Annotated in this window: 25 protein-coding genes and 1 pseudogene; 14 read left to right on the top strand and 12 right to left on the bottom strand. The window is 70.9% G+C overall.

What is annotated here, in order from left to right:
* Positions 1-27 precede the first annotated feature (27 nt).
* The 4 genes from ACMTAK_RS26135 to ACMTAK_RS26120 all read left to right on the top strand — a co-directional run bounded on the left by ACMTAK_RS26135 (position 28) and on the right by ACMTAK_RS26120 (position 3,410).
* Complete coding sequence (locus ACMTAK_RS26135; protein ID WP_413808451.1) at positions 28-549, top strand: low molecular weight protein-tyrosine-phosphatase; 522 nt, start codon at positions 28-30, stop codon at positions 547-549.
* The gene (locus ACMTAK_RS26130; protein ID WP_413808450.1) at positions 546-1,760 is read left to right on the top strand and encodes a cystathionine gamma-lyase; all 1,215 of its coding nucleotides are present in this window, start codon (positions 546-548) and stop codon (positions 1,758-1,760) included. The genes ACMTAK_RS26135 and ACMTAK_RS26130 overlap by 4 nt, the downstream gene beginning before the upstream one ends.
* A 192-nt stretch (positions 1,761-1,952) precedes the next feature.
* Positions 1,953-2,849: a LysR family transcriptional regulator gene (locus ACMTAK_RS26125; RefSeq protein ID WP_413808449.1), complete on the top strand. Its 897-nt coding sequence runs from the start codon at positions 1,953-1,955 to the stop codon at positions 2,847-2,849.
* Positions 2,850-2,891: 42 nt separating this feature from the next.
* Positions 2,892-3,410: an NUDIX domain-containing protein gene (locus ACMTAK_RS26120; protein WP_413808448.1), complete on the top strand. Its 519-nt coding sequence runs from the start codon at positions 2,892-2,894 to the stop codon at positions 3,408-3,410.
* A gap of 769 nt (positions 3,411-4,179) precedes the next feature.
* Here ACMTAK_RS26120 and ACMTAK_RS26115 read toward each other — a convergent pair.
* The 3 genes and pseudogenes from ACMTAK_RS26115 to ACMTAK_RS26105 form a co-directional block, all read right to left on the bottom strand.
* A pseudogene (locus tag ACMTAK_RS26115) lies at positions 4,180-4,815 on the bottom strand (pyridoxamine 5'-phosphate oxidase family protein); the annotation flags it as partial.
* Positions 4,816-4,969: 154 nt separating this feature from the next.
* On the bottom strand, positions 4,970-6,535 hold the full coding sequence (locus ACMTAK_RS26110) for a globin domain-containing protein (RefSeq protein ID WP_413808447.1): 1,566 nt from the start codon (positions 6,533-6,535) through the stop codon (positions 4,970-4,972).
* Between the two features lie 351 nt (positions 6,536-6,886).
* The gene (locus tag ACMTAK_RS26105; protein WP_413808446.1) at positions 6,887-7,519 is read right to left on the bottom strand and encodes an HAD family hydrolase; all 633 of its coding nucleotides are present in this window, start codon (positions 7,517-7,519) and stop codon (positions 6,887-6,889) included.
* A gap of 203 nt (positions 7,520-7,722) precedes the next feature.
* On the opposite strand from ACMTAK_RS26105, the gene ACMTAK_RS26100 reads away from it, so the two are divergent.
* From ACMTAK_RS26100 to ACMTAK_RS26090, 3 genes are all read left to right on the top strand, one after another.
* On the top strand, positions 7,723-8,229 hold the full coding sequence (locus ACMTAK_RS26100; protein ID WP_413808445.1) for a DUF2269 domain-containing protein: 507 nt from the start codon (positions 7,723-7,725) through the stop codon (positions 8,227-8,229).
* A gap of 67 nt (positions 8,230-8,296) precedes the next feature.
* Entirely contained in the window at positions 8,297-8,776 is a 480-nt protein-coding gene (locus ACMTAK_RS26095) for a MarR family winged helix-turn-helix transcriptional regulator (RefSeq protein WP_020870004.1), read from the top strand.
* Positions 8,777-8,874: 98 nt separating this feature from the next.
* A complete protein-coding gene (locus tag ACMTAK_RS26090) occupies positions 8,875-9,330 on the top strand; it encodes a GNAT family N-acetyltransferase (protein ID WP_413808444.1) in 456 nt (151 codons plus the stop codon).
* A gap of 32 nt (positions 9,331-9,362) precedes the next feature.
* Here ACMTAK_RS26090 and ACMTAK_RS26085 read toward each other — a convergent pair whose 3' ends face one another.
* Together ACMTAK_RS26085 and ACMTAK_RS26080 are read right to left on the bottom strand one after the other, a co-directional pair.
* Positions 9,363-10,658, bottom strand: a complete 1,296-nt coding sequence (locus tag ACMTAK_RS26085; protein ID WP_413808443.1) for an SGNH/GDSL hydrolase family protein — start codon at positions 10,656-10,658, stop codon at positions 9,363-9,365.
* 185 nt (positions 10,659-10,843) lie between these two features.
* Entirely contained in the window at positions 10,844-12,232 is a 1,389-nt protein-coding gene (locus ACMTAK_RS26080) for a serine hydrolase domain-containing protein (RefSeq protein WP_413808442.1), read from the bottom strand.
* A gap of 116 nt (positions 12,233-12,348) precedes the next feature.
* On the opposite strand from ACMTAK_RS26080, the gene ACMTAK_RS26075 reads away from it, so the two are divergent.
* The 3 genes from ACMTAK_RS26075 (at position 12,349) to def (ending at position 13,968) form a co-directional block, all read left to right on the top strand.
* Positions 12,349-12,780, top strand: a complete 432-nt coding sequence (locus ACMTAK_RS26075) for a MerR family transcriptional regulator (protein WP_413808441.1) — start codon at positions 12,349-12,351, stop codon at positions 12,778-12,780.
* Between the two features lie 58 nt (positions 12,781-12,838).
* Positions 12,839-13,177: a thioredoxin gene (gene trxA, locus ACMTAK_RS26070; RefSeq protein WP_413808440.1), complete on the top strand. Its 339-nt coding sequence runs from the start codon at positions 12,839-12,841 to the stop codon at positions 13,175-13,177.
* A 152-nt stretch (positions 13,178-13,329) separates the two neighbouring features.
* The gene (gene def / locus ACMTAK_RS26065) at positions 13,330-13,968 is read left to right on the top strand and encodes a peptide deformylase (protein ID WP_020869998.1); all 639 of its coding nucleotides are present in this window, start codon (positions 13,330-13,332) and stop codon (positions 13,966-13,968) included.
* Positions 13,969-13,985: 17 nt separating this feature from the next.
* Here the strand turns inward: def and ACMTAK_RS26060 are convergent, their stop codons facing one another.
* Together ACMTAK_RS26060 and dnaB are read right to left on the bottom strand one after the other, a co-directional pair.
* Positions 13,986-14,588 (bottom strand): class I SAM-dependent methyltransferase, encoded by a 603-nt coding sequence (locus ACMTAK_RS26060; RefSeq protein WP_413808439.1) that lies wholly within the window; start codon positions 14,586-14,588, stop codon positions 13,986-13,988.
* An 83-nt stretch (positions 14,589-14,671) separates the two neighbouring features.
* Positions 14,672-16,150, bottom strand: a complete 1,479-nt coding sequence (gene dnaB, locus ACMTAK_RS26055; protein ID WP_413808438.1) for a replicative DNA helicase — start codon at positions 16,148-16,150, stop codon at positions 14,672-14,674.
* 460 nt (positions 16,151-16,610) lie between these two features.
* Between dnaB and ACMTAK_RS26050 the strand changes: the two genes are divergently transcribed.
* Positions 16,611-17,951, top strand: coding sequence for an MATE family efflux transporter (locus ACMTAK_RS26050; protein ID WP_413808437.1), 1,341 nt, complete (start codon positions 16,611-16,613; stop codon positions 17,949-17,951).
* 181 nt (positions 17,952-18,132) lie between these two features.
* Here ACMTAK_RS26050 and rplI read toward each other — a convergent pair whose 3' ends face one another.
* From rplI to rpsF, 4 genes are all read right to left on the bottom strand, one after another.
* Complete coding sequence (gene rplI / locus ACMTAK_RS26045; RefSeq protein ID WP_198267438.1) at positions 18,133-18,579, bottom strand: 50S ribosomal protein L9; 447 nt, start codon at positions 18,577-18,579, stop codon at positions 18,133-18,135.
* A gap of 18 nt (positions 18,580-18,597) precedes the next feature.
* Complete coding sequence (rpsR, locus tag ACMTAK_RS26040) at positions 18,598-18,834, bottom strand: 30S ribosomal protein S18 (protein WP_003978893.1); 237 nt, start codon at positions 18,832-18,834, stop codon at positions 18,598-18,600.
* A gap of 85 nt (positions 18,835-18,919) precedes the next feature.
* Positions 18,920-19,507 (bottom strand): single-stranded DNA-binding protein, encoded by a 588-nt coding sequence (locus ACMTAK_RS26035; protein ID WP_037954647.1) that lies wholly within the window; start codon positions 19,505-19,507, stop codon positions 18,920-18,922.
* An 83-nt stretch (positions 19,508-19,590) separates the two neighbouring features.
* On the bottom strand, positions 19,591-19,881 hold the full coding sequence (gene rpsF / locus ACMTAK_RS26030; RefSeq protein WP_020869989.1) for a 30S ribosomal protein S6: 291 nt from the start codon (positions 19,879-19,881) through the stop codon (positions 19,591-19,593).
* Between the two features lie 229 nt (positions 19,882-20,110).
* On the opposite strand from rpsF, the gene ACMTAK_RS26025 reads away from it, so the two are divergent.
* The 3 genes from ACMTAK_RS26025 (at position 20,111) to ACMTAK_RS26015 (ending at position 22,763) form a co-directional block, all read left to right on the top strand.
* Positions 20,111-20,428 (top strand): hypothetical protein, encoded by a 318-nt coding sequence (locus tag ACMTAK_RS26025; protein WP_044572649.1) that lies wholly within the window; start codon positions 20,111-20,113, stop codon positions 20,426-20,428.
* 118 nt (positions 20,429-20,546) lie between these two features.
* Positions 20,547-21,665, top strand: coding sequence for a lipid II:glycine glycyltransferase FemX (locus tag ACMTAK_RS26020; RefSeq protein ID WP_037954643.1), 1,119 nt, complete (start codon positions 20,547-20,549; stop codon positions 21,663-21,665).
* A 66-nt stretch (positions 21,666-21,731) separates the two neighbouring features.
* Positions 21,732-22,763, top strand: a complete 1,032-nt coding sequence (locus ACMTAK_RS26015) for an alanine racemase (RefSeq protein WP_262702096.1) — start codon at positions 21,732-21,734, stop codon at positions 22,761-22,763.
* A gap of 34 nt (positions 22,764-22,797) precedes the next feature.
* Here the strand turns inward: ACMTAK_RS26015 and ACMTAK_RS26010 are convergent, their stop codons facing one another.
* Positions 22,798-24,282: a glycosyltransferase family 87 protein gene (locus ACMTAK_RS26010; protein WP_413808436.1), complete on the bottom strand. Its 1,485-nt coding sequence runs from the start codon at positions 24,280-24,282 to the stop codon at positions 22,798-22,800.
* Positions 24,283-24,369 lie beyond the last annotated feature (87 nt).

Here is a 24,369-nt window from a genome sequence, read left to right as displayed (position 1 = left end):
TGCACCGGCAACATATGCCGCTCGCCGATGGCCGAATCCGTCTTCCGCGCCCATGCCGCGGAGGCCGGGCTGGACGGCCTCCTCGAGGTGGACAGCGCGGGCACCGGGCCCTGGCACGCGGGCGACGGGGCCGACCGCCGCGCCATCGACGTACTGACCGCCCATGGCTATGAGCAGGATCACATCGCGCGCCAGTTCCGGACCGAGTGGTTCGATCGCCTCGATCTGGTGATCGCCCTGGACAGCGGCCATCTGCATGAGCTGCGCGCGCTCGCGCCCACCCCGCACGACGCCGCGAAGGTGCGGCTGCTGCGGGCTTACGACCCGGACGCGGACCACGACGCGCTGGGCGGCCTCGATGTGCCGGACCCGTACTTCGGCGGGCTGGACGACTTCGAGGAGTGCCTGGAGATGGTCGAGGCCGCGAGCACCGGGCTGCTGGACGCGGTCGCCGAGGCCATCGACGCCTCGGAGAAGAGTGCGGAGAGCCTCACTGTCGAGCACGCGTCGGCCGCCGATGGCCCGGACGCGGGGAAGGAATCCGCATGACCGGCGACGGCACCCGCACCGTACGGGCCGGACTGCCCGAGGCCGAGGCGTACGAGCCGACGCTGCCGGGCCCGGTCTTCGCCGCCCACTACCACCTCCCCGGCGACGCCGTCGGCCCCTACACCTACGGCCGGGACGCCAACCCCACCTGGTCCCTGCTGGAGCGGGCGATCAGCGAGCTGGAGTCGCCGGGCACCGACGCCGAGACGGTCGTCTTCTCCTCCGGCATGGGCGCGATCTCGGCCGTACTGCTCTCGCAGCCGCGCCAGGGCGACGCGGCCGTCCTGCCGTCCGACGGCTATCAGCTGCTCCCGGCGCTGATCGAGCGGCTGGCGGGCTACGGGGTCACCGTGCGCACCGCCCCGACCGGCGAGGACGCCCAGCTGGCCGCCCTGGAGGCGCTGGGCGACCGGACGAAGCTGCTGTGGCTGGAAACCCCGTCCAATCCCGGACTGGACGTCTGTGACATCCGTCGGCTCGCCGAGGCGGCGCACGCCCGGGGCGCGCTGGTCGCCGTCGACAACACCCTGGCCACTCCGCTCGGCCAGCGCCCGCTGGAGCTCGGCGCGGACTTCGCCGTGGCGAGCGGCACCAAGGCGCTCACCGGCCATGGCGATGTCCTGCTCGGCTATGTGACCTGCCGCGATCCACGGCTCGCCGCTGAGGTGCGGGCCTGGCGCAAGACGGTGGGCGCGATCCCCGGCCCCATGGAGGCATGGCTCGCCCACCGCTCCCTGGCCACCCTCCAGCTGCGCGTCGACCGCCAGGCGGCGACTGCCCTGGCCCTCGCCGAGGCGCTGCGCGACCGTCCCGAGATCACCGGGCTGCGCCACCCCGGTCTGCCGACCGATCCCTCCCACCGGGTGGCGGCCGGGCAGATGCGCGGCGGGCGCTTCGGCTGTGTGGTCTCCTTCACCCTGCCGGACAAGGAGCACGCGGAGCGCTTTCTGACCGCGCTGCGGCTGGTGGACGACGCCACCAGCTTCGGCGGGGTGCGCTCCACGGCGGAGCGGCGCGGACGGTGGGGCGGCGACGCGGTGCCCGAGGGTTTCATCCGGTTCTCGGTGGGCGCGGAGGACGCGGACGATCTGATCGCCGATGTGCTGCGGGCGCTCGATAAGGCATCCGGCACAGAGGCGGCATCGGGAACGGACGCGGCACCCGACACGGACGCGGCATCGGGCACGGCAAGCACCAGGACGGGTGGCTGAAAGCGGGTATGCCTGTGCGGGCGTCTCAAGCCTCCCCCCTCGTGGCTTGAGACGCCCCGGTTCTCTCGTGGAGAACCGCTCGAACAAGGCTAGTTGACTCAGCGTCAGTGTCCAATCACAGTAGCGACATGAACCTATCGGCATATTTATAGTTGGCATGCGTGCGGGGCGCGCCGAGGCGAGGGGAACCGCATGGATCTGGCCCTCTTACGCACCTTTGTCGCGGTTCACCGCGCCGGGTCCTTCACCCGCGCCGCCGGGCTGCTCGGGCTCTCCCAGCCCGCCGTCACCGGCCAGATACGCACCCTGGAGCGGCAGCTCGGCCGCCCGCTGTTCCTCCGTACGGCGCGCGGCGTCGTCCCCACCACCGTCGGGGACGAACTCGCTCACAAGGCCGCGCCGCATCTCGACGCCCTCGTGGAGATCACCGAGACGGGGCTGGACGACCGCTCGGCGCTGCGCACCCTGCATCTCGCGGGCCCTCCGGAGTTCACCGCGCTGCGCGCCCTGCCCGCACTGACCACCCTGGTCACCCAGGGGCTGGCGGTGCGCTGCGCCTTCGGCAGCGCCGAGGAGCTGTTCGAGGGGCTGGGCGCCGGCCATCACGACCTGGCCATCACCACCGCCCGGCCGCGAGGGCGGCTGCTGGCCGCCACGCCGCTGTGCGACGAGGAGCATGTGCTGGTCGCGGCCCCGCGCTGGGCCGCCCGGCTCGGCGGCCCAGCGGTGCTCCAGGTCAAGGGCGTACAGGCGCTGGAGGCGCTGCCCGTCGTCGAGGTGCATGAGAGTCTGCCGCTGATCAGTCGCTACTGGTCGGCCGTCTTCGACACCCGGCCGGTCACCGCCGGCACGATCATCGCGCCCGATCTGCGCGCGGTGCTCGCCTGCGTCGCGCAGGGCGCCGGGCTCGGCGTCCTGCCGCGCTATCTGTGCATGGACGCGCTGGACGCCGGGGAGGTGGTGGCGCTGCTCAACCCGCCGGTGCCGCCGCTGCGCACCTATTTCCTGGTGGTACGGACGGGGGCACTCGCGCTGCCGCATATCGCGCGGGCGCACGAGTGGCTGTTGCGCGCGGCTGTCGATTGGTGAGTAAGTGGTTTCGCGGGACCAAGGGTGCGGCAGATGTCCTGCATGACCGAACGACCCGTGGTCAAGCGCACCGCCCGTGCCATTCTCCTCGAGGGCGACACCGCGCCCCGCATGATCCTGATCAAGCGCACCAAGCCCGGCCAGGCGCCGTACTGGATCACTCCGGGCGGCGGAATGGAGCCCGAGGACGCGACCGTCGTCGAGGCCTTGTACCGCGAGGTGGACGAGGAACTGGGCGCGAAGGTGACGGACGTGGTGCCCGCCTTCGTCGACACCGTCCCGCATCCCGATGAGAGCGCGGAGGGCGCAGCGGGCTCTGGGGGTGTGGGCGCGACCGGTGTGAAGGTGCAGCACTTCTTCGTCTGCAGACTCGCCTCGATGGACCTCACCCGGCGGCACGGCCCGGAGGTGGACGAGCCGTGCGGGGAGTACGACGTGGTGAGCGTCCCTTTCACGCGCGAGGGGATCGCCTCGGTCGAGGTGGTGCCGCCCTCGCTGCGGGCCTATCTCGACGCCAACATCGAGGGCGTGCTGGCCCTGCTCGCGGACGACCTCGGCTGAGCGAGGCGAAGCCCTGCCGGGCGGATCTTCGCGAACAGGACCAGCGGGCTGGGCTCTGTCGGGGCAGGACCTAACGGAACCAGCCGCTGAACGGCTGCTGGGTCTTCCGGGCCGCCCGCTGCCGCGCCTCGGCCAGCACCCGCTCGGCCTCCTCCCGCCAGTCCTCGGGCCCCCCGTCGGGACGGACCGGCCGCCGGAGGGCCGGGCTGAGATCACGCATCGCGGAGGGCTCAGCGGACCGCCGAGCGAGGTCGGCCGGTTCGGGCCGCGCGGCCGGTTCGGGCCGCGCCATCGGCTGGGGCTGTGCGATCGGCTGGGGCCGTGCCGCCGGTTCGGGCTGTGCCGGCGGTCCGGGCTGTGCCGACGGTCCGGCGTCCGGAGCCTGAGGGCCCAGGATGTCCTGAGCAGCCGGGGCCGTCGGGACCGTCGGGGCGGTCTGGGGAGGCAGGCCCACCGGCCACGAGACCGGTGACGTGGGCGGGGCCGGAGGGATGGCCAGAACCTGAGTGTCCGAGTCCGTCAGGGGCTGGGGGTCCGGGGCGGCCGGAGCGGCCGGGGCGGCCGGAGCCTGCGGGACCGAGGCCCCCAGCTCGGCCTGAGCTGCCGGAACGGGCCAGGCGACCTGGCCCGGCAGGTCCACCGCCCACGAGGGCCGTGAGATGGGCGGAGCAGGAGGAACGGGCTGGGCAGGAGGGGCGGGCGGAACGGACTGAGCAGGAGTGGCAGATGGAGCAGGCGGAACGGGCGGCGCAGGCGGGACCCTGCGGCCCTCACGGGCCTCGGCCGCGGCGCCGAAGAAGTCGCCGCCCTTCCGCTTGACGTCGTCCGTCCCCCAGTCCCGCTCCCGGTCGTGTTCGAGGGCCTGGTCACCGGAGGGCCCCCGGCGCCGGGCGGCGTCGCCGCCGGTGCGCCGCTGCGCCGGGACCTTCTGGAGGTGCGGAATGTGCTTGGCGCAGTGGATGTACGCCTCCTCGACGGTCACCTCGACCCACACCACCGCGCGCCGCCCCGGCACCGGGTCCACCGGCAGCCCGGAGTGCGCCTCGCGCATCTCGGCGTCCTCCACCACCCGGGCCCGGCCGTTCACATGCAGCCCGATCCGGTCCCGGAAGAAGTCGACCATGAGAATGCCCAGGTGGGGGTTCTCCTGGATATTGCCGAGGCTGGCCAGGACGCCGTTCCCCCGGTATTCGGGATAGGCCAGCGTGCGCGTGTCGAGCACTCTCAGAAAGCCGGGCGGACCGGCCCGGAAGGTGCTGTCGCACTCCCCGTGCCGGTCGGAGGTGGCCAGGAAGAACATTTCCTGGCGCCCGATGAACTCCCGCATCCGGACATTCAGGTGATCCAGCACCTGGTCGTCGTAGAAGCGGTCGGCGCGGTCGACGGTGCCCAGTCGCCGCTGCATATGGTGTTCGCCGTCGCTCCCGGGACGCCACGCGCGGTCGTCCAGGTGCTCCGCACTGTCCACGGTTCTCGTCCCCGTCCTGATTCGCCGTCCGGAATCGCCGGAATGCCTGCCCAGTGTTGGTGTTTTGTCGTATGCCGTCCGTGCCCGCGTCCTATTCCGCGGCCGCGGCGAGCTCCTCGATGGAGTCGTGCCGGATGCGGTGCGACGGAATACCGATGCCCATCAGGGCGTCGACGCCGCTGCGGATCATCCCGGGCGGCCCGGAGAGATAGGCGTCGAACGCGTTCCACGGGCCGTACTGCCGCACGGCGTCGGGCAGCCGACCGCTGAGGCCGTTGGTCGGGCCGTCGGAGACGACGGGACGGACCGCGAGCCACGGATGCTGCCGGGCCAGCCGCAGCATGGTGTCGATGTCGTACAGATCGTGATCGTTGCGGGCGCCGTAGAAGACCTCGACCGGACGGTTGCGGCCGTGGTCGGCGACGTCCTCGACCAGCGCCTTGATCGGCGCGATACCGGTGCCGCCGCCGAGGCAGAGCAGCCCGTTGTCGCTGGCGTGGTCGACCGTCATGGAACCGGCGGGGGGCCCGAGACGGATCACATCGCCGGGACGGGCCCGGTGCACCAGCGCGGAGGATACCCATCCTGCCGGTACGGCCTTCACATGGAAGGAGAGCAGCCCGTCGGAGCGCGGCGCCGCGGCGAATGAATAGTGCCGCCAGACCCGCGGCCACCAGGGCGTTTCCAGTGAGGTGTACTGGCCCGCCAGAAAGGGGTACGGCTGGTCCGGGCGGACGGTGATCACGGCGATGTCATGGGTGCGCAGCTCATGCCCGACCACCTCGGCCTGCCACCACGCGGGGGCGATCAGCTCGTCCTCGGCGGCCGAGTCGATCATGATCTGGGAGATCGCGGTGTAGGCCCGCACCCAGGCGGCCTCGGCCTCGTCGCTCCAAGTGGTGACGGCGTAGCGGGTGAGCGCGCCGATCAGGCATTCGCCGACGGCGGGGTAGTGCTCGGGCTGGGTGCCGTACTTGCGGTGGCCGCGGCCGAGCCGGGAGAGGAACTCGGTGAGGATGTCGAGGTCGTCGATGAGCCGGGCGGCAGTGAGGATCGCCTTGAACAGCCGGTCGCGCTGGGCGTCCATCGCGGCGGGGAAGAGCGGCCGCAGCTCGGGGTGCTGGACGAAGAGCAGCGCGTAGAAGTACGAGGTGACCTTGTCGCTGATGGGCTCGACCTCGGCCATGGTGCGGCGCAGCAGGATCGCGTCGGGCGAGGCGGTCTCGGGGACGGCGAACGGCGAGTCGGGGCCGGGCCGGAAGTCCTGGGGGGCCGGGGGCACCTCGTCGGGGCGCTGATGCTCCTCGCGTCCGCGGGCCGCGGGGCCGGGGGTGGGGGCGGCAGGGGCGTGACCCGCGGGGCCGGGGGCCCGGCGGTCGTCCGGGCGACGGTCGTCCGGGCGACGGTCGTCACTGCGGCGGTCGCCCGCTCCCGGGCCGGGCGCGGGGACCGGTTCCGCGGGCGTACGGCGGTCGGCTTCGGTGCCGACCGGCCGTATCGGGTTCACCGGGCGGCTGGGCGCGCGCTCATCGCTCTGCTGGTCCGGGGCCCTGCGGTCATCGGCCGGTTTCCTGCTCGGGGTGAACCAGCCCCAGTCGCCACTGTTTCCGCCGGAGCCGTCGCTGCCGGCCGACGATGTGGTGGTCGGAGCGTCCATGGTTGCCTCGCCTCGAACATCTTTCTGTCGGTCTTCGCACTTCCGCTGCCGGAATGTGCCCGCAATTCCCCGTCCTGGTGCACTGGTTCAAGCGAGAATGGTCGTGCCGACCCTCTCCGTAACTCTCTTGCGGGCAGCATGCCATGCTCGTTCCCCGTCCCGGGCGCATAGCCCGAAGTCCGGGAAACGGGGGCTGCGTTCCCGTTATGCTGGTTGGCCTGGGATGCCCGTTCTGCCCCCGTTACAGCACGCCGCACGGAACCGGACCCGACCCTACCGGCCCCGGATGAATTCACAAGCCCCAAGTGCCCCACATCTGTTACACCCACCAACTCGCGTAATTACCGATAGTTACGTGTGGTTACCCATCAATTCGTAAGCCTCTCGGAGATCACGACCGGTATAGGCGTGGGATGCGATTTCGCTCACATGGTGGTCGGCGTTCACGGCGACCGAGACCGGCACCACCGCGAACAGTTCGGCGTCCGAGAGGGAATCCCCGTAGGCCACGCAGTGATCCCTGGTCAAGCCGAACTTCGCACAGAGTTCATCGGCGATCCGGACCTTGGCGGCCGGGGTCAGGATCCCCGCCGGATCCACCGGCTCCCGGAACGGCACGGCGGGCCACGTCGAGCCGTACGTGGCGTCCGCGCCCCACTCCAGCAGCCGCGACACGAAGAAGCCCGGCGAGAGCGAGATCACCGCACAGCGCTCGCCCCGCGCCCGGATGTCCGCCCACACCTCACGGATCCCGGCCAGCCACGGCGCCCCCTCGAACGCCGCCGCCACATGCTCCTCCGTCAGCGCCTCCCACAGCGCACAGGCCCGCTCCGCGAACTGGGCCGTCGTCAGCTCACCGCCCGCGAACTCCCGCTCCAGCGCGGCGATCTCCCGCCCCAGACCGAGCTGCCGGGAGATCTCGATCGCGGCGGCCGAGCCGTGGATGAGCGTCCCGTCCAGATCGAACAGATGCAGTCTGGTCATACCACCCGAGCGTAGATGCACCCACCGACCCCCACCGCCCCGGCCCGGCCCCTGTCGCCCCGGCCGGACGCCAACGGCCTGGCCCGGCCCCCGTCGCCCCGGCCCCTCGCCATCCGCGCCGGTCCGCCCGCGCCGCCGGGAGTACGCGCGGATACTCCCGGCGTCAGACGCCCCGGGGGCCGCCGCGCCGCCACGGTGGGGGCATGCGGCAACTCACCCGCCCCGTGCGCCGGGGCCTCCTCGTCGTTCATGTCGTCGTCTCGGTCGGATGGCTCGGGCTGACCCTCGGGGTGCTGGCCCTGGGGATCACCGGGGCCATGGCCGGTTCGGCCGAAGAGGCCGGGGCGGCGTACCGGTCCATGAATGTGCTGGGCGACTGGCTGCTGATTCCGATCAGCCTGCTGTCGCTGGTCAGCGGGATCGTGCTGTCGCTGAGAACGCCCTGGGGGCTGGCGCGCCACCGGTGGGTGTATGTGAAGTTCTGGCTGACGATGATCACCACCGCCGCCACGGCGTTCGCCCTGCGCGCCCGGATCGACTCGGCGATGGCCGACGTCGTGGCCGGGCGGGCGGTCGGGGCGACCACGGATCTGATCCTGGCGCCCTCGGTCAGCCTGGGCGTCTATACCTTCCTCACCGCGATCTCGGTGATCAAGCCCTGGGGACTGACCGCCCGGGGACGGCGGCTGCGGGCGACAAAGCGCCGATAATTGCATACGCGGTCTATTTCATCCCTGGACTATCCTGGACTCCGCTCACCCATCTAGGAGGGGTTCCATGCCGGACGAACCGCACGGCGCCGTCGCCCCGCCCGCAGGACAGGCACTGGCCCAGGGCTGGTGCGCCCTGTCCTCCCTGCACGGCCGGATAGAGACGCACATCGAGCGTGCGCTGCAGGCCGGGCACGATCTGAGCGTCCGCGAATTCTCCGTGCTCAACGTACTCAGCGGGCAGCACGACGGCGACGGCGGACATCTGCAGATGAAGCAGCTCGCCGACTCCGTCGTGCTCAGCCAGAGCGCCACGACCCGGCTGGTCACCCGGCTGGAGGACCGCGGTCTGCTCGCCCGCTACATCTGCCCCGGCGACCGCCGCGGCATCTACACCGACGTCAGCGACGAGGGGCTGAAGCTCCTGGAGGAGGCGCGGCCGACGCATGACACCGCGCTGCGCGAGGCCCTCGCCGAGGCCGCCCGGCGGCCGGAACTGGCGCCCCTCGTCGCCGCTGTGGAGGGTCTCACCGGCACCACGTGCTGATGGGCCGGACGTACTGATTCCGGGACGTCTGATCCCCCATGGCCGTGGGTCCCTCGCCGCCGTCCGGGGCTCGTCGGCCCCGGCGTAGGCTCCACCGCATGAGCGACTTCGAGATACGGCGCGCGACCGCCGATGACATCCCGGCGATCGTGGCCATGCTGGCGGACGACCCGCTCGGCGCCCGCCGGGAGTCCCCGGACGACCTGGCCCCGTACCGCGCCGCCTTCGAGCGGCTGGACTCGGATCCCCAGCAGCGGCTGGTCGTCGCGGTCCGGGAGGGCCGCACCGTCGGCACCCTCCAGCTGACCGTGATCCCCGGGCTGTCGCGGCGCGGCGCCACGCGCTCGATCATCGAAGGCGTCCGGATCCACTCCGAGGAGCGCGGCGGCGGGCTCGGCACCCAGCTGATCGAATGGGCCGTCGAGGAGTCGCGCCGCGAGGGGTGTGTACTGGTGCAGCTCACCTCGGACGCGACTCGTATCGACGCCCACCGCTTCTACGAGCGGCTCGGCTTCGAGGCCAGCCACATCGGCTTCAAACTGCCGCTGGCCTGAACTGCTCTGGTCTCTCTTCCCCGCCGGCGGCCTCATAGCGTCGCGAGGTCGACGGCCTCGGCCATCCGCCGGTAGCCCGCGTCGTTCGGGTGCTTGAAGTCGCCCGAGTCGTACGCCGGGTTCAGCCGCAGCGGATCGGACGGCGCGGCCATGACCTCCGCGAAGTCGACGACCGCGTCGAAGGCGCCCGAGGTGCGGATCCAGTCGTTGATCGCGGCGCGCTTCGCCTCCGAGCGCGGGGTGTGGTACTCGGCGCCCTTGAACGGCAGGATCGTCCCGCCGATGACCTTGATCCCGCGGGCGTGGGCAAGAGCGATCAGCTTCCGGTAACCGGCGATCACCTCATCGGCCGACACCTGCGGATTGGGCTTGTAGGTGGGCAGCTCGACCTCACTGAAACCGATGTCGTTGAGCCCCTCGAGCAGGATCACCGACCGTACGCCCGGCTTGTCCAGGACATCGCGCCGGAAGCGGGCACCCGCCCGGTCGCCGTACCAGGCCGAGTCGTGCAGCAGCAGATTGCCGCCGATCCCGGAGTTGAGGACGGGGCGCGGGGTGCCCACGGCCGCGAGGCGCTCGGCCAGCAGATCCGGCCAGCGGTGGTCGGCGTCGTAGGTCGAGCCGAAGCCATCGGTGATCGAATCGCCGAAGGCCACCACCGTGCCCGGGTGCCGGGGACCGCCGATGACCTCGACATCGGAGAGGTAGTACCAGGAGTTGGTGGCCTCGGCGAAGGCTGCCCCGGCGCGGTCGGCGCGGTGGTCGCCGTCCGCGCGGAAGCTGCGGGCGTACGCCTGGGCGTGGAAGGTGGCGGGGCCGGTCGGGCGGTCGAAGTACAGCGTGACCGTGACCGGCTGACGGGCCGCCACCCGCAGCGGGGCCGCGTCGCTCACCGTCTCCCCGCCCGCCGGGATCTCCGCCGATCGCCGGTGCCCGAAGGTCAGCGCGCGCAGGCTCGCGCGGTGGACGGAGGCGCCGTGCGCGGTACGGGCGATGGTCGCGCCCGCGATCCGCAGCGGCGCGGTGCCGTAACGGTTCGACAGCCTGATCCGGGCCGCCGTGCCACCGCCGGTGACCCTGACGACCTGACGCAGGGTCTGGGCGGCGCGCTCGGCGAAGCCGTCCTCGGCCCAGTTCTTCTCGAAGCCGGAGCTGGGGCGCTGGACGGGGGCGGCCCACCCGGCCGACCAGGCGGTCCCCGGCCGGTCGCGGCCGACCGCCGGACTGCCGGGCCGGGCGGTGGCCGTCCCGGAGCCGGCCATGGATGCGGCCATGACGGTGCTGAGGGCGAGCAGGGAGGTGCTGAGACGAAGCGTGGACGTGCGCACGGCGGAGCTCCTGGGGGAGGGGAGGATGAGTGGGTCGGATCGGGCCCTTGGACCAACCTGCCGCCCACCGCATCGCCGACCCAGCCCCCAGCCGTGCGTACCACCGGCGGGGTCAGGCTACGGCCGCCGGATCCTCGACACCCCACCGGAACGCGGCACCCCGCTCCCGCCCCGCCGTCTCCCCCTCAGAGCGCGCGCCAGCCCTCCGGGTCGACCCCGCCGGGCACCACATCGCCCGGGGCGTAGGGCTCCCGGGTGAACACGAAGGTGCCCAGGTCCAGATGGGCCGGGGCGCCGCCCTCCCCCTCGACCACCCGCAGCGTCTCCCCCGCGTAATAGCCGTCGAGCCCCGTCCAGGTGCCGTCCGGCTCGGCCCTGAAGCGGGAGGCCCGGCCTCCCCCGGTGGCCGGGGACAGCTCCAGTCCGCGGTTCGCGCGCAGCCGCAGGTGGTAGGCGCGGGGGCCCCAGTACCAGGGGCCGGTCAGCGCCAGCAGCGCCGGATCGACCTCGGTCAGCGGCCGCCACGGCTCGGGGATACGGGGCTCACGCTCCGCCACGATCCGTATGAGGTCGGCGGCGATGCCACCGATCGCGGGCCCCGAGGTGGTGTTGGCCAGCGCGATCCCGGCCAGCCGGTCCTCGGCGCTCACCCACAGCGAGGCCAGGAAGCCGGGCATGGAGCCGGTGTGGCCGTGGAGAAACCGCCCGCCGTGCCGGACCAGCTGTGTCCCCAGGCCATAGCCTCCGTCCCAGTCCCCCTCCTCGGGGGCGACGGCGGGCTCCCGCATCTCGGCGAGCGACTCCGCGCCGAGCACCCGGTCGTCCCCGTCCAGCAGGAAGGCGGCGAAGCGGGCCAGATCCCCGGCGGTCGACCAGAGCTGCCCGGCCGGGCCCATCCGCCCGGTGTCCTCGGCCGGTTCCGGCAGCAGCACATCCGCCCAGGGATGCACGGCCCATCCCCCGGCGTGCGGCGCCCGCGGCTCGAGCGACGTACGCCCCATCCCCAGCGGCTCCAGCACCTCATGCGCGAGCACCTCGCCCCAGGGCGCTCCGCGCAGCCGCTCGACCAGCGCGCCGAGCAGCGCGAAACCGGGGTTGGAGTAGTGGTGACGGCGGCCCGCTGGGTGGATCAGCGGGCGCTCGCCGAAGATATCGGCGGTCTCGGGCCGCAGCGCCCCGGGCGTGCGCTCCCACCACGGGCCGCGGGTCTCGGCGGCGAGACCCGAGGTGTGGGAGAGGAGCTGGGCCACGGTCGCGCCCTCGGCCTCCGGCACGTCCAGATGCTTGGCCAGCGGATCGCCGAGGTCCAGCAGCCCCTCGTCGCGCAGCCGCATCACCAGCACCGCCACAAAGGTCTTGGTCAAGGAGCCGATGCGGTACTGGGTGTCGGTGTCCGGTGCGGTTCCGTCCACGGAGCTGCGCGAACCCGTCCACACCAGCCGCCCCTCCCGCACCACGGCCCCGACCAGGGATGGGGCACGGCCCTCCGCCTGACCGCGGGCGAGGCGCCGCAGCAGGGCACGGCGGGTGGCGGGCAGCGGCTCGGCGAACTCATCCACGTCGGGTGTGGTCATATCGGCACTCTACGGCGAGGGTCCGACAACGGTCAGTCATCGGTCGGCCGCCGGTACCGCCCAGCCCCGCACCGCGCTCTGGCCTTTACGCCGGGGTCAAGGTCTACCGTCAAGTCATGCGGATCGGAGAGCTGGCCGAACGGGCGGGTACGACCACCCGCACCCTGCGCTATTACGAGTCGCTCGGGCTGCTGCCCGCGCGCCGCACCGGCAATGGTTACCGGTCGTACGACGAGGAGGATCTGCGGCTGCTCCAGCAGATCCGCACGCTGCGGGACTTCGGCTTCGAGCTGGAGGAGACGCGTCCGTTCGTCGAGTGCCTGCGCTCCGGCCATCCGGCCGGTGACTCCTGCCCCGCCTCGCTGGAGGTATACCGGCGCAAGCTCGCCGAGCTGGACGAGTGCATCGCCCGGCTGAGCGCGATCCGGGAGCGGGTGGGAACACAGCTCGTCCAGGCGGAGCGGGCGCGCGTGGAGCTGGAGGCCGCGGCGACGGCGCCCGAAGGTGCCCCGGAGCCGCGCTGCGAGCTGGCACCGCCCGGCCCCTGAGCCCGCCGTAACCACAACAGCTCCACCCGCACGACAAAGACGCCAAGGGAGATATGACATGTCACTGACACACATGGGCGGAGTGGCCACGGTCACGGACGCCACCTTCGCGGAGGAGGTGCTGGCGGCCGAGCTGCCGGTGCTGGTGAAGTTCACCGCCTCGTGGTGCCCGCCGTGCCGAATGATCGCGCCGGTGCTGGCGGAGATCGCGCAGGAGGAGGGTCACCGGCTGAAGGTGGTGTCCCTGGACGTGGACGAGAACCCGTCCACCACCAACGCGTACGGGGTGCTCTCGATGCCGACCCTGATGCTGTTCCGGGCGGGCGAGCCGGTGCGGTCGCTGGTCGGGGCCCGCAGCAAGCGGCGGCTGCTGGAGGAGCTCGGCGAAGCGCTCTGACCCCGTACCTGACGCGATCTGACGCGCGCCGGAGCCGCGGCCGAACCGCCCCTGCTACGTTGGCCGGACATGACCATCAGCGGGGGCGGCCTCAGCGGCCGTGAGCGGCCATCAGGCGGCCGGCAGTGGGGGCGGAAAAGGTGAGATCAGCGGTGCGCGTCCTGGTGCAGGGGAAACCCGTCGACTCCTATCCGGCGCTGCCTCCCGAGGCCGGACGCGGTTCCCCGCGCCGGATCACCGAGGTGGGCGAGGAGGTGCTCCGCCGCTCCTGCCGCGAAGTGACCGAGTTCGGCACGCCCGAGCTGAGCGCCCTCATCGACGACATGTTCCTCACCATGTACATCGCCGACGGCGCCGGGCTGGCAGCCAATCAGGTCGACGTCGATCTGCGGCTGTTCGTCTACGACTGCCCGGACGACCACGGCGTACGGCATATCGGCCACATCATCAACCCCGTCCTGGACCAGCCCGACCCGGCCCACCGGCTGCTCATCGAGGAGGCCGAGGGCTGTCTGTCCGTACCGGGCGCGCGGATGGACGTACCGCGCACCGACCGCACCGTGGTCCGCGGCGTCGACAAGGACGGCAACCCGCTGGTGATCGAGGGCACCGGCTACTTCGCCCGGTGTCTGCAGCACGAGGCCGACCACCTCTCCGGGCACCTCTACATCGACCGGCTCTCCAAGCGCGACCGCAAGGACGCGCTGCGGCAGATGGCGGACCGTCATGAGGAGGTTCTCGCCCGCCGCGTGGAGAAGGCGACGGCCCTGGGCCACCAGCTCCAGCCCTGACCGCCCCCGGCTACCGCCTACCGCAGCCGTCGCGCGCGTAGCACGGTGTCATGGGTGTGGTGGGTGCCGGCGGGGGCGGGAGCGGTGCGTGGCCGGGTCTCGTTGACCACAACCGCCCAGTCGTCGTCGAGCACCCCGGCGACGTCGTCGGGCTGGTAGTAGTCCCCGGGGTCGAAGCCCTGCTCCGGGTGCGGGGCCAGATCGGCGAGGTCATGCGTGGCGAACAGCAGCGTGCCCCCGGGCGCTACGGCAGCCAGCAGGCCACGCAGCGCGCCGTGGTCCGGCTGCCGCTTGAGCGGAAAGTACTGGACCGACACCAGGTCGAACGCCGCGGCCGGGAGCGGCGTACTGGTCAGATCGGCCCGCCTCCACGCCACCCGGCCCTCGATGTCCGCGGCCGCCGCGGCGGCACGCTCCAGGGCGACCCGGGAGATGTCCACCGCGGTCACCCGCCACCCCCGCCGAGCCAGCCAGACCGCGTCGCCACCCTCCCCACACCCCACATCAAGCGCCTGCCCCGGCGGCAGCTCGGCGACCTCGCTGACGAGCACCCCGTTGGGCGCCCCACTGAAGAGCTGGTCACGACTGCCATACCTGTCGTCCCAGAACTGTTTGTCCATGCCCACCAACCTGCCCCCGCCCAGGAAAGTCTGACAAAGTTCTTTGCGGGAACGGCAAAGCGCCGCAGACCAGGCAGCGGTTGTCAGGTCTGGGCCATGTCCACGAAGCGGGAGTAGTGGCCCTGGAAGGCGACCGTGATCGTGGCCGTCGGGCCGTTACGGTGCTTGGCCACGATCAGGTCCGCCTCGCCCGCGCGCGGCGACTCCTTCTCGTAGGCGTCCTCGCGGTGGAGCAGGATGACCATGTCGGCGTCCTGCTCGATGGATCCACTCTCTCGGAGGTCCGAGACCATTGGCTTCTTGTCCGTGCGCTGCTCGGGGCCTCGGTTCAGCTGGGAGAGCGCGATGACCGGTACTTCCAGCTCCTTGGCCAGCAGCTTCAGGTTTCGCGACATGTCAGAGACCTCCTGCTGACGGCTCTCGGGGCGCCTGGCACCGCCGGACTGCATCAGCTGGAGGTAGTCGATGACGACCAGTTGGAGGTCATTGCGCTGCTTGAGGCGGCGGCACTTGGCGCGGATCTCCATCATCGACAGGTTCGGGGAGTCGTCGATGAAGAGCGGGGCCTGGGAGACATCCGGCATCCGGCGGGCCAGCCGGGTCCAGTCCTCGTCGGTCATGCTGCCGGAGCGCATGTGGTGGAGCGCCACCCGGGCCTCGGCGGAGAGCAGACGCATCGCGATCTCGTTGCGGCCCATCTCCAGGGAGAAGATGACGCTCGGCATGGCGTGCTTGATGGAGCAGGCGCGCGCGAAGTCGAGGGCCAGGGTGGACTTACCCATCGCGGGGCGGGCGGCGATGACGATCATCTGGCCCGGGTGCAGCCCGTTCGTCAGGGAGTCCAGATCGGTGAAGCCGGTGGGCACGCCGGACATCTGTCCGCTGCGCGAGCCGATCGCCTCGATCTCGTCGAGCGCACCCTCCATGATGTCGCCGAGCGGCAGATAGTCCTCGCTGGTGCGCTGCTCGGTGACGGCGTAGATCTCCGCCTGGGCGTTGTTGACGATCTCGTCGACATCCCCGTCCGCCGCGTACCCCATCTGGGTGATGCGGGTGCCTGCCTCGACGAGGCGGCGCAGCACGGCGCGCTCGTGGACGATTTCCGCGTAGTACTCGGCGTTGGCGGCGGTGGGGACCGACTGGACGAGGGTGTGGAGATACGAGGCGCCGCCGACCCGGGCGATCTCGCCGCGCTTGGTCAGCTCCGCGGCGACGGTGATCGGGTCGGCCGGCTCGCCCTTGGCGTAGAGGTCCAGGATGGCCTGGTAGACGGTCTCATGAGCGGGCCGGTAGAAGTCATTGCCCTTGAGGACCTCCACCACATCGGCGATGGCGTCCTTGGAGAGCAGCATGCCGCCGAGGACGGACTGCTCGGCGTCGAGATCCTGGGGCGGAACGCGCTCGAAGCCGGAGCCCTCCCAGGGGGAGCCGCCGCTTCCGTCGCGGTCCTGGCCGTCGCGGCCCCGGCCGCCGCCCTCACCGCGGCGGAAGCGGGGGGACGGGAACCGGTCGGAGGGGCCGGAGTCCGCCCATGGGTCGTCCATGGGCTCGGGCACGCTCACCCCGTCACCTCCTCCCGTCCGCGAAGCGAACCTCGCCGTGCCCGTCCTTCTTACGGCACGGCTATGACACAACTGAGCGGCCGGCTTTCCGGACACGGCGCATCGGAGGCTGGGGCTTCCAGGGCCGGATCGGGTGGCGGGCGCCGGACCACGTTAGGCCCGTCGGGACCGCCAGCCAACTTGGTTATCCACAGGGCATGTGGATGATGGGATCCATCCTGTGGGTAAGTCGCGCGAACCTGTGCACGGGCCGGGGGACAGTGCTGTGGACAAACACACAATCACCCCGAGGCTCCAGGTCTGACCTGCGGTTTCTCTATCCAGTGGCTGTGCAGAAGAAAAACTTCCGCCCCCAGCGCAAGATCACGACAAAGGGCGCAGAGAAGATCGTCCCGTGCGCCGCCTTGTAAGGATCGGAGGCAGCTTGTGTCTCTTACCTGTGGACGATTACATTGCCCTCATGACACAGGCCCCCACGAGCGCGCGGAGCACCCCGCGCCACCACGACCGCGAGATCATCGCACTCGCGCTTCCCGCCTTCGGCGCACTCGTGGCGGAACCCCTCTTCGTCATGGTCGACAGTGCCGTCGTCGGCCATCTGGGCACCGCCCAGCTGGCCGGTCTGGGCGTCGCCGCGGCCCTGCTCGCCACCGCCGTCAACGTCTTCGTCTTCCTCGCCTACGCCACCACCGCGGCGGTGGCCCGCCGGGTCGGCGCGGGCGACCTCGCCGGGGCGATACGGCAGGGCATGGACGGCATCTGGCTGGCCCTGCTGCTCGGCGCCGCCGTCATCGCCGTCGCCCTTCCCACCGCCCCCGCCCTGGTCGACCTCTTCGGCGCCTCGGACACCGCCGCGCCCTACGCCATCACCTATCTGCGGATCAGCACCCTCGGCATCCCCGCGATGCTGGTGGTGCTCGCCGCCACCGGTGTGCTGCGCGGTCTCCAGGACACCCGGACCCCGCTGTATGTCGCCATCGGCGGCTTCGGTGCCAACGCCGCGCTGAACGCCGTCCTGGTCTACGGGGCCGGGCTGGGCATCGCCGGCTCGGCCTGGGGCACGGTGATCGCCCAGAACGCCATGGCCGCCGTCTACCTCGCCGTCGTCATCCGGGGCGCACGGCGCCATGGCACGTCGCTGCGGCCCGATGCCGCGGGCATCAGGGCCTGTGCCCACGCCGGGGCACCGCTGCTGATCCGTACGCTCTCGCTGCGCGCCGTGATGCTGATCGCGACGGCCGTTGCGGCTCGCCTCGGCGACACCGATATCGCCGCCCATCAGATCGTGCTCACCTTGTGGAACCTGCTGGCGTTCGCCCTGGACGCCATCGCCATCGCGGGCCAGGCGATCATCGGGCGCTATCTGGGGGCGGGCGATGAGGAGGGGGCACGGGCCGCCTGCCGTCGCATGGTGCGGTGGGGTATCGCCTCGGGCGTGGCGCTGGGCCTGCTGGTGGTGGCTTCCCGGCCGCTGTTCATCCCCCTGTTCACCACTGATTCCGCGGTACGGGACGCCCTGCTGCCCGCCCTGCTGGTCACGGCCCTCATCCAGCCGGTCTCGGGTGTGGTCTTCGTCCTCGACGGCGTGCTGATGGGCGCGGGGGACGGGCCGTATCTGGCGTGGGCGATGATCGCCACGCTGGCCGTCTTCGCCCCGGTGGCACTGCTGGTGCCCTCGCTCGGTGGGGGCCTGACGGCGCTGTGGTGCACCATGGCGCTGATGATGGCGGTCCGGATGGCGACCCTGTGGCTGCGCACCCGCTCCGGCCGCTGGATCGTCACCGGCGCGGTACGAGGCTGAGCCCACGCCCCGCCACTCAGCACCCGGCGCGGCGGAGGGCAACACGGAAGAGGGCTGACGCGGACCACGGTAGAAGGCCGACACGGCGGAGGGCCGACACGGCGGAGGGCCGCACCCACAACAGGGGTGCGGCCCTCTAGTGCACTGTGCACGGTGCCGACGGCGACCGTCACGGCCGTCGTCAGGCGGCGACGACCTCGACGCCGACCTTGGCGGCAACCTCGGCGTGCAGGCGGACCGAGACCTGGTGCGCGCCCAGGGTCTTGATCGGGGCCTGCACCTCGATGCGGCGCTTGTCGACCTCCGGGCCACCCGCGTCCTTGATCGCCGAAGCGATGTCGGCCGGGGTGACGGAGCCGAACAGCCGGCCGGCGTCGCCGGCACGGGTCTTCAGCCGCACCTTGACGCCCTCGAGCTGAGCCTTGACCTCATTGGCCTGCTCGATCGTGGCGATCTCGCGGATGCGACGACCGCGGCGGATCTGCTCGACGTCCTTCTCGCCGCCCTTGGTCCAGCGGAGCGCCAGACCACGCGGAACCAGGTAGTTACGGGCGTAACCGTCCTTGACGTCCACGACGTCACCGGCGGTGCCGAGGCCGGAGACCTCGTGGGTGAGGATGATCTTCATGAGTCAGTCACCCTTCCCTTATCGCGCGGTGGAGGTGTAGGGCAGCAGCGCCATCTCACGGCTGTTCTTCACGGCCGTGGCGACGTCACGCTGGTGCTGGGTGCAGTTGCCGGTGACCCGGCGGGCACGGATCTTGCCGCGGTCGGAGATGAACTTCCGCAGCAGGTTCGTGTCCTTGTAGTCGACGTAGGAGATCTTCTCCTTGCAGAACACGCAAACCTTCTTCTTAGGCTTGCGAGCAGGCGGCTTCGCCATTGTCTCTCTCCAGTGTGATCAAGAAGTGTGTGCTGGTCGCCCTGACCAGACCACGCGCTGTTTCACGTGAAACAACGCCTCGGGTCTAGAAGGGCGGCTCGTCCGAGTAGCCCCCGGAGTTGCCGGAGCCACCGCCCCAGCCACCACCACCGCCGCCCTGGCCACCGGCAGGAGCGCCGGTCGCCCACGGGTCGTCGGCCGGAGCGCCGCCGCCCTGCTGCTGGCCGCCGCCGCTGGGGCCACCGCCCCAGCCACCGCCGCCCTGGCCGCCACCGCCACCGCCGCCGTAACCACCCTGACCACCGCGACCGGTGGTCTTGGTGACCTTGGCTGTGGCGTTGCGCAGGCTGGCGCCGACCTCGTCGACATCCAGCTCATAGACCGTGCGCTTGATCCCCTCGCGGTCCTCATAGGACCGCTGCTTCAGACGGCCCTGCACGATGACGCGCATGCCGCGCTGAAGGGACTCGGCCACGTTCTCCGCGGCCTGCCGCCACACCGAGCACGTGAGAAAGAGGCTCTCGCCGTCCTTCCACTCGTTGGTCTGCCGGTCGAAGGTACGGGGAGTGGACGCGACGCGGAACTTCGCGACCGCCGCACCGGACGGGGTGAAACGCAGCTCGGGGTCGTCGACGAGATTGCCGACGACCGTGATGACGGTCTCGCCTGCCATTGGGGGAACCTCTCGGCGGGTACTGCTGGGCTGCTTGCTACTCGTTGCGATTCGGCCCCGATGACCGCTGAACGCTTACGCGGTCAGTGGGTCTCGGGACGGAGGACCTTGGTCCGGAGGACCGACTCATTCAGGTTCAGCTGGCGGTCGAGCTCCTTGACGACCGCGGGCTCGGCCTGCAGGTCGATGACCGAGTAGATGCCCTCGGGCTTCTTCTTGATCTCGTACGAGAGACGACGACGGCCCCAGGTGTCGACCTTCTCGACCTTGCCATCGCCCTCACGGACGACGGAAAGGAAGTTCTCGATCAGCGGGGAGACAGCGCGCTCCTCGAGATCGGGGTCGAGGATGACCATCACCTCGTAGTGACGCATGTGGAACCCACCTCCTTTGGACTCAGCGGCCACGGTCGTTCCGTGGCAGGAGGGTCGTGATGCGTATCCGCTTCGGCGTCAGTGCAGACACCACCGCGGACGGTACACAGTACCCGGCTCCGGCCGCCCGCTTGAAATCCGGGCGTCTCGGCCCGCAATCTGTACACATCGGGTGTGAGCGGCGTAACAGTTCGCCGCCTTGCTCTATGTGCCTACCTGGAGGTGCCCCATGGCACAGGCAGCACGATCCCACCACGGCTTGTTCACCTTCCTGGACACCGACGGCAAGTCGCATCCCGTAGAGAACACGGTCGCCGTGGCGACCGTGGTGATCGGCGTGATCGCCTTTGTCACGGCTCATTTCCCCCATCTCCACCTGGTCAGCTCATGGGTCGGACTGATCGGGATGATCAGCGGTGCCTGGGGCCAGCTGAGGTCCGTGACCACTGGTGAGCGGTTCCTGCTGATCATCGGGCTCGGTGCCGCCGGGGTCGGCTTCTATCTCGGCATGGCACATGGCGGGCTCTTCGGCGGCGTGCTGGGCTGAGCCGGCCCGGAGCCCGGTTCTCCCCGGGCCCGAACGGGGCGTGTCCCGGTCGCAGTAGGCTTCGGCGCGAGAGCCGGAGCCCCGACCCTGGGGACAAACCTGCCGAGGAGCGCCCCACATGAGCCTGACCCTGAGGACGATCAGCCGAGAGCAGCATCTGGCGTACATCCAGAGCCTGCCGGCGGCAAGCCACATGCAGGTGCCTGCATGGGCTGACGTCAAGTCGGAGTGGCGCTCGGAGAACCTCGGCTGGTTCGACGCCACGGGTCAGCTCGTCGGCGCCGGTCTCGTCCTCTACCGTCAGCTGCCCAAGATCAAGCGCTATCTCGCCTATCTTCCCGAGGGCCCGGTCATCAACTGGTACGCCCCCAACCTGGAGGACTGGCTGCGTCCGATGCTCGCGCATCTGAAGCAGCAGGGCGCCTTCTCCGTGAAGATGGGCCCGCCGGTCATCATCCGCCGCTGGGATTCCGCCGCGATCAAGTCCGGCATCCAGAACCCCGACGTCAAGCGGCTGCGCGATGTCGAGGCCACCTTCATCGAGCCGCGCGCCTTCGAGGTGGCCGAGCGGCTGCGGCGCATGGGCTGGCAGCAGGGCGAGGACGGCGGGGCCGGCTTCGGTGACGTCCAGCCGCGATACGTCTTCCAGGTGCCGCTGGAGAACCGCTCCCTCGAGGATGTCCACAAGGGCTTCAACCAGCTGTGGCGCCGCAACATCAAGAAGGCCGAGAAGGCCGGTGTCGAGGTCGTCCAGGGCGGCTACGAGCATCTGGCCGAGTGGCAGCGGCTCTATGAGATCACCGCGGAGCGCGACCACTTCCGGCCCCGCCCGCTCAGCTACTTCCAGCGCATGTGGACGGCCCTCAACACCGAGGACCCCAACCGGATGCGGCTGTACTTCGCGATGCACGAGAACGAGGCCGTGGCCGCCGCCACGATGCTGATCGTCGGCGGCCATGTCTGGTACTCCTACGGCGCCTCCGCCAACCACAAGCGCGAGGTCCGGCCCTCGAACGCGATGCAGTGGCGGATGCTCCGCGACGCCTACGCACTGGGCGCGACCGTCTATGACCTGCGCGGCATCAGCGACTCCCTCGATGAGACGGATCATCTCTTCGGCCTGATCCAGTTCAAGGTGGGCACCGGCGGGCAGGCTGCCGAATACCTCGGCGAGTGGGACTTCCCGCTCAACAAGCTCCTGCACAAGGCGCTCGACATCTACATGTCGCGCCGCTGACCACGATTCGCTGTCTCCCATACCTCCAATACACCGCGGCTACGAGAAAGGTTCCGGGACCGGTCAATGGCGCTCACCCTCTACGTCGACACCGCTCGCTGGCGGGCGCATCAGCAAACGGTGATCCAGCAGTTCCCGGGGATAGTCCCGGTCTGCAAAGGCAACGGCTACGGCTTCGGCCATGAGCGACTGGCCGAGGAAGCCGCCCGCTTCGGCAGCGACATCCTCGCGGTCGGAACCACGTACGAGGCCGCCCGGATGAAGGACTTCTTCAGCGGTGACCTGCTCGTGCTCACCCCCTTCCGCCGCGGTGAGGAGCCGGTGCCACTGCCGGACCGGGTGATCCGTTCGGTCTCGTCGGTCGACGGCGTCTACGGCCTGGTGAACGCGCGCGTGGTCATCGAGGTCATGAGCAGCATGAAGCGGCACGGCGTCACCGAGGAGGACCTGCCCAAGCTGCACGCCGCGATAGAGAACGTCCGGCTGGAGGGGTTCGCCATCCACCTCCCGCTCGACCGCACCGACGGCCTGGACGCGGTCGAGGAGGTCATCGCCTGGATGGACCGGCTGCGGGCGGCGCGGCTGCCACTGCACACCATGTTCGTCAGCCACCTCAAGGCCGAGGAACTGGCCCGGCTGCAGCAGCAGTTCCCGCAGACCCGCTTCCGGGCGCGCATCGGCACCCGGCTGTGGCTGGGCGACCACGATTCGACGGAGTACCGGGGCTCGGTGCTCGACGTCACCCGGGTCGCGAAGGGCGACCGCTTCGGCTACCGACAGCAGAAGGCCGCATCCGACGGCCATCTGGTCGTGGTCGCGGGCGGCACCTCCCACGGTGTCGGCCTGGAGGCGCCCAAGGCGCTGCACGGGGTGATGCCCCGCGCCAAGGGGGTCGCCCGCGCCGGTCTGGCGACCGTCAACCGCAACCTCTCGCCGTTCGTGTGGGCGGGCAAGCAGCGGTGGTTCGCCGAGCCGCCGCACATGCAGGTGTCCATCCTGTTCGTGCCCAGCGATGTCCAGGCGCCCCAGGTGGGGGATGAGCTGGTGGCGCATCTGCGGCACACCACAACGCAGTTCGACCGGCTGCTCGACCGCTGAACCCACGCCACTGGGAGGGGCTCCCGTCCGGGGCTCACTCCCGGTGGACGCCCCAGTCCACCAGCGCCGCGCCCTCATAGCGGGAAGCGCGCCGCGCCTCTCCCAGCACGAACGCGTCCGGAGCCCGGTCCAGCACGCCTCCCCCGGGGTCGTCCGACCCGTCCCGGCGCACCGGGTCCCGCTCCGGCACCAGCGCGTCCCGGACGATCAGGGCGCACAGATAGAGCGTCCCCAGCAGATGTACGGCGATCGCCAGCTGATAGCCCTCCGCGGGCAGGCCCCGGTGCTGGTCGCCGCTGCCCGTGTACGCGAGGTACATCCAGATCCCCAGGAAGTACATGACCTCGCACGCCTGCCAGACCAGGAAGTCCCGCCAGCGCGGCCTGGCCAGTGCGGCCAGCGGGATCAGCCACAGCACGTACTGCGGTGAGTAGACCTTGTTGGTGAGCACGAACGCCGCGACGATCAGGAACGACAGCTGGGCCAGGCGCGGACGGCGCGGGGCGCACAGGGCGAGCGCCGCCACTCCGAGGCAGGCCAGGGCCATCAGCACGGTCCCGTAGGTGTTGACGTCCTCCAGGGAGTTCCCGGTGCGCTGGGAGATGATCAGCCACACGGAGCCGAAGTCCACGGGCCGCTCCTGGCTGAAGGTGTAGAAGGTCTTCCAGCCGTCGCGGATGTGCAGTCCGCCCTGCGTACTGACCATCACGGGCAGGTTCACCACGAGCCAGGCGGCAAGGGCCCCGCCCGCGGCCGTCCAGAAGGCCCGCAGCCGCCCCGCCCGCAGGCAGAGCACCAGCAGCGGACCGAGCAGCAGCCCGGGGTAGAGCTTGGCGGCCGTCGCCAGCCCCAGCAGCACACCGGCGGCCAGCGGGCGGCTGCGGGACCACATCAGCAGGGCGGCGGCCGTAAGGGCGACGGCGAACAGGTCCCAGTTGATGGTGGCCGTGAGCGCGAAGGCGGGGGCGAGGGCGACCAGCAGCGCGTCCCAGGGGCGGCGCCGGTGCGTACGGGCCACGCAGACCGCGATGACCGCGGTGCAGACCATCAGCATGCCCGCGTTGACCAGCCAGTAGATCTGCTCCCGGTCCTGGATGGAGCCGCCGTGCGGGGTCATCCAGGAAGCGACCTCCATGAAGAGGCCGGTGAGGACCGGATACTCCAGGTACTGCATCCCGCCCGAGACCTTGTCCGGTATCCGGTCGAAGTACGGGACGAGGTCGAGGGCGAAGCCGCGGCCGTTGTAGAGGTGCGGTATGTCGGAGTAGCAGGCGTGGGTGTACTGGGCGGTGGCCCCGTAGAACCAGCCGCCGTCGTAGCACGGCAGCTTCTGCACCATGCCCAGAGCGAACATGCCGATGGCGACGATCGCCACGATCCGCACGGGGGTCCACCAGCTCGTGCCCAGCAGGGCCCGGCGCCCGGTCGGCCCACCGATCAGCTCGCTGCCGGCCGCGGCCACCGGGTCCTCGGAGGTCGGCCTGACGGGCTGGGCCTGTGGGTCCTCGCGCACGCTCATGGCCCCCATCCTGCCGTACGAGTCCCTCCGGAGGAGTCAGGACCGCCCCAGCGGCCGCTGAGCGCGCCGCGGACGCCGGGCGGGGTT

Source organism: Streptomyces lacaronensis, assembly GCF_047337785.1.
GTDB classification, from domain to species: Bacteria; Actinomycetota; Actinomycetes; order Streptomycetales; family Streptomycetaceae; genus Streptomyces; species Streptomyces lycopersici.
The sequence above is the reverse complement of the archived record's forward strand: the minus strand, read 5'-3'. Positions and strand labels throughout refer to the sequence as shown.

Bases quoted from the DNA above. Each gene is read 5' to 3' on its own strand.
- ACMTAK_RS26095 (WP_020870004.1), top strand. From the start codon at position 8,297: ATGCCGGACGAACCGCACGGCGCCGTCGCCCCGCCCGCAGGACAGGCA.
- ACMTAK_RS26015 (WP_262702096.1), top strand. From the start codon at position 21,732: ATGGCGCTCACCCTCTACGTCGACACCGCTCGCTGGCGGGCGCATCAG.
- ACMTAK_RS26130 (WP_413808450.1), top strand. From the start codon at position 546: ATGACCGGCGACGGCACCCGCACCGTACGGGCCGGACTGCCCGAGGCC.
- rpsR (WP_003978893.1), bottom strand. From the start codon at position 18,834: ATGGCGAAGCCGCCTGCTCGCAAGCCTAAGAAGAAGGTTTGCGTGTTC.
- ACMTAK_RS26075 (WP_413808441.1), top strand. From the start codon at position 12,349: ATGCGGATCGGAGAGCTGGCCGAACGGGCGGGTACGACCACCCGCACC.
- trxA (WP_413808440.1), top strand. From the start codon at position 12,839: ATGTCACTGACACACATGGGCGGAGTGGCCACGGTCACGGACGCCACC.
- rpsF (WP_020869989.1), bottom strand. From the start codon at position 19,881: ATGCGTCACTACGAGGTGATGGTCATCCTCGACCCCGATCTCGAGGAG.
- ACMTAK_RS26090 (WP_413808444.1), top strand. From the start codon at position 8,875: ATGAGCGACTTCGAGATACGGCGCGCGACCGCCGATGACATCCCGGCG.
- rplI (WP_198267438.1), bottom strand. From the start codon at position 18,579: ATGAAGATCATCCTCACCCACGAGGTCTCCGGCCTCGGCACCGCCGGT.
- ACMTAK_RS26125 (WP_413808449.1), top strand. From the start codon at position 1,953: ATGGATCTGGCCCTCTTACGCACCTTTGTCGCGGTTCACCGCGCCGGG.
- ACMTAK_RS26135 (WP_413808451.1), top strand. From the start codon at position 28: ATGGCCGAATCCGTCTTCCGCGCCCATGCCGCGGAGGCCGGGCTGGAC.
- ACMTAK_RS26035 (WP_037954647.1), bottom strand. From the start codon at position 19,507: ATGGCAGGCGAGACCGTCATCACGGTCGTCGGCAATCTCGTCGACGAC.
- ACMTAK_RS26025 (WP_044572649.1), top strand. From the start codon at position 20,111: ATGGCACAGGCAGCACGATCCCACCACGGCTTGTTCACCTTCCTGGAC.
- ACMTAK_RS26080 (WP_413808442.1), bottom strand. From the start codon at position 12,232: ATGACCACACCCGACGTGGATGAGTTCGCCGAGCCGCTGCCCGCCACC.
- ACMTAK_RS26120 (WP_413808448.1), top strand. From the start codon at position 2,892: ATGACCGAACGACCCGTGGTCAAGCGCACCGCCCGTGCCATTCTCCTC.
- ACMTAK_RS26020 (WP_037954643.1), top strand. From the start codon at position 20,547: ATGAGCCTGACCCTGAGGACGATCAGCCGAGAGCAGCATCTGGCGTAC.
- ACMTAK_RS26010 (WP_413808436.1), bottom strand. From the start codon at position 24,282: ATGAGCGTGCGCGAGGACCCACAGGCCCAGCCCGTCAGGCCGACCTCC.
- ACMTAK_RS26110 (WP_413808447.1), bottom strand. From the start codon at position 6,535: ATGGACGCTCCGACCACCACATCGTCGGCCGGCAGCGACGGCTCCGGC.
- ACMTAK_RS26105 (WP_413808446.1), bottom strand. From the start codon at position 7,519: ATGACCAGACTGCATCTGTTCGATCTGGACGGGACGCTCATCCACGGC.
- ACMTAK_RS26100 (WP_413808445.1), top strand. From the start codon at position 7,723: ATGCGGCAACTCACCCGCCCCGTGCGCCGGGGCCTCCTCGTCGTTCAT.
- ACMTAK_RS26050 (WP_413808437.1), top strand. From the start codon at position 16,611: ATGACACAGGCCCCCACGAGCGCGCGGAGCACCCCGCGCCACCACGAC.
- ACMTAK_RS26060 (WP_413808439.1), bottom strand. From the start codon at position 14,588: ATGGACAAACAGTTCTGGGACGACAGGTATGGCAGTCGTGACCAGCTC.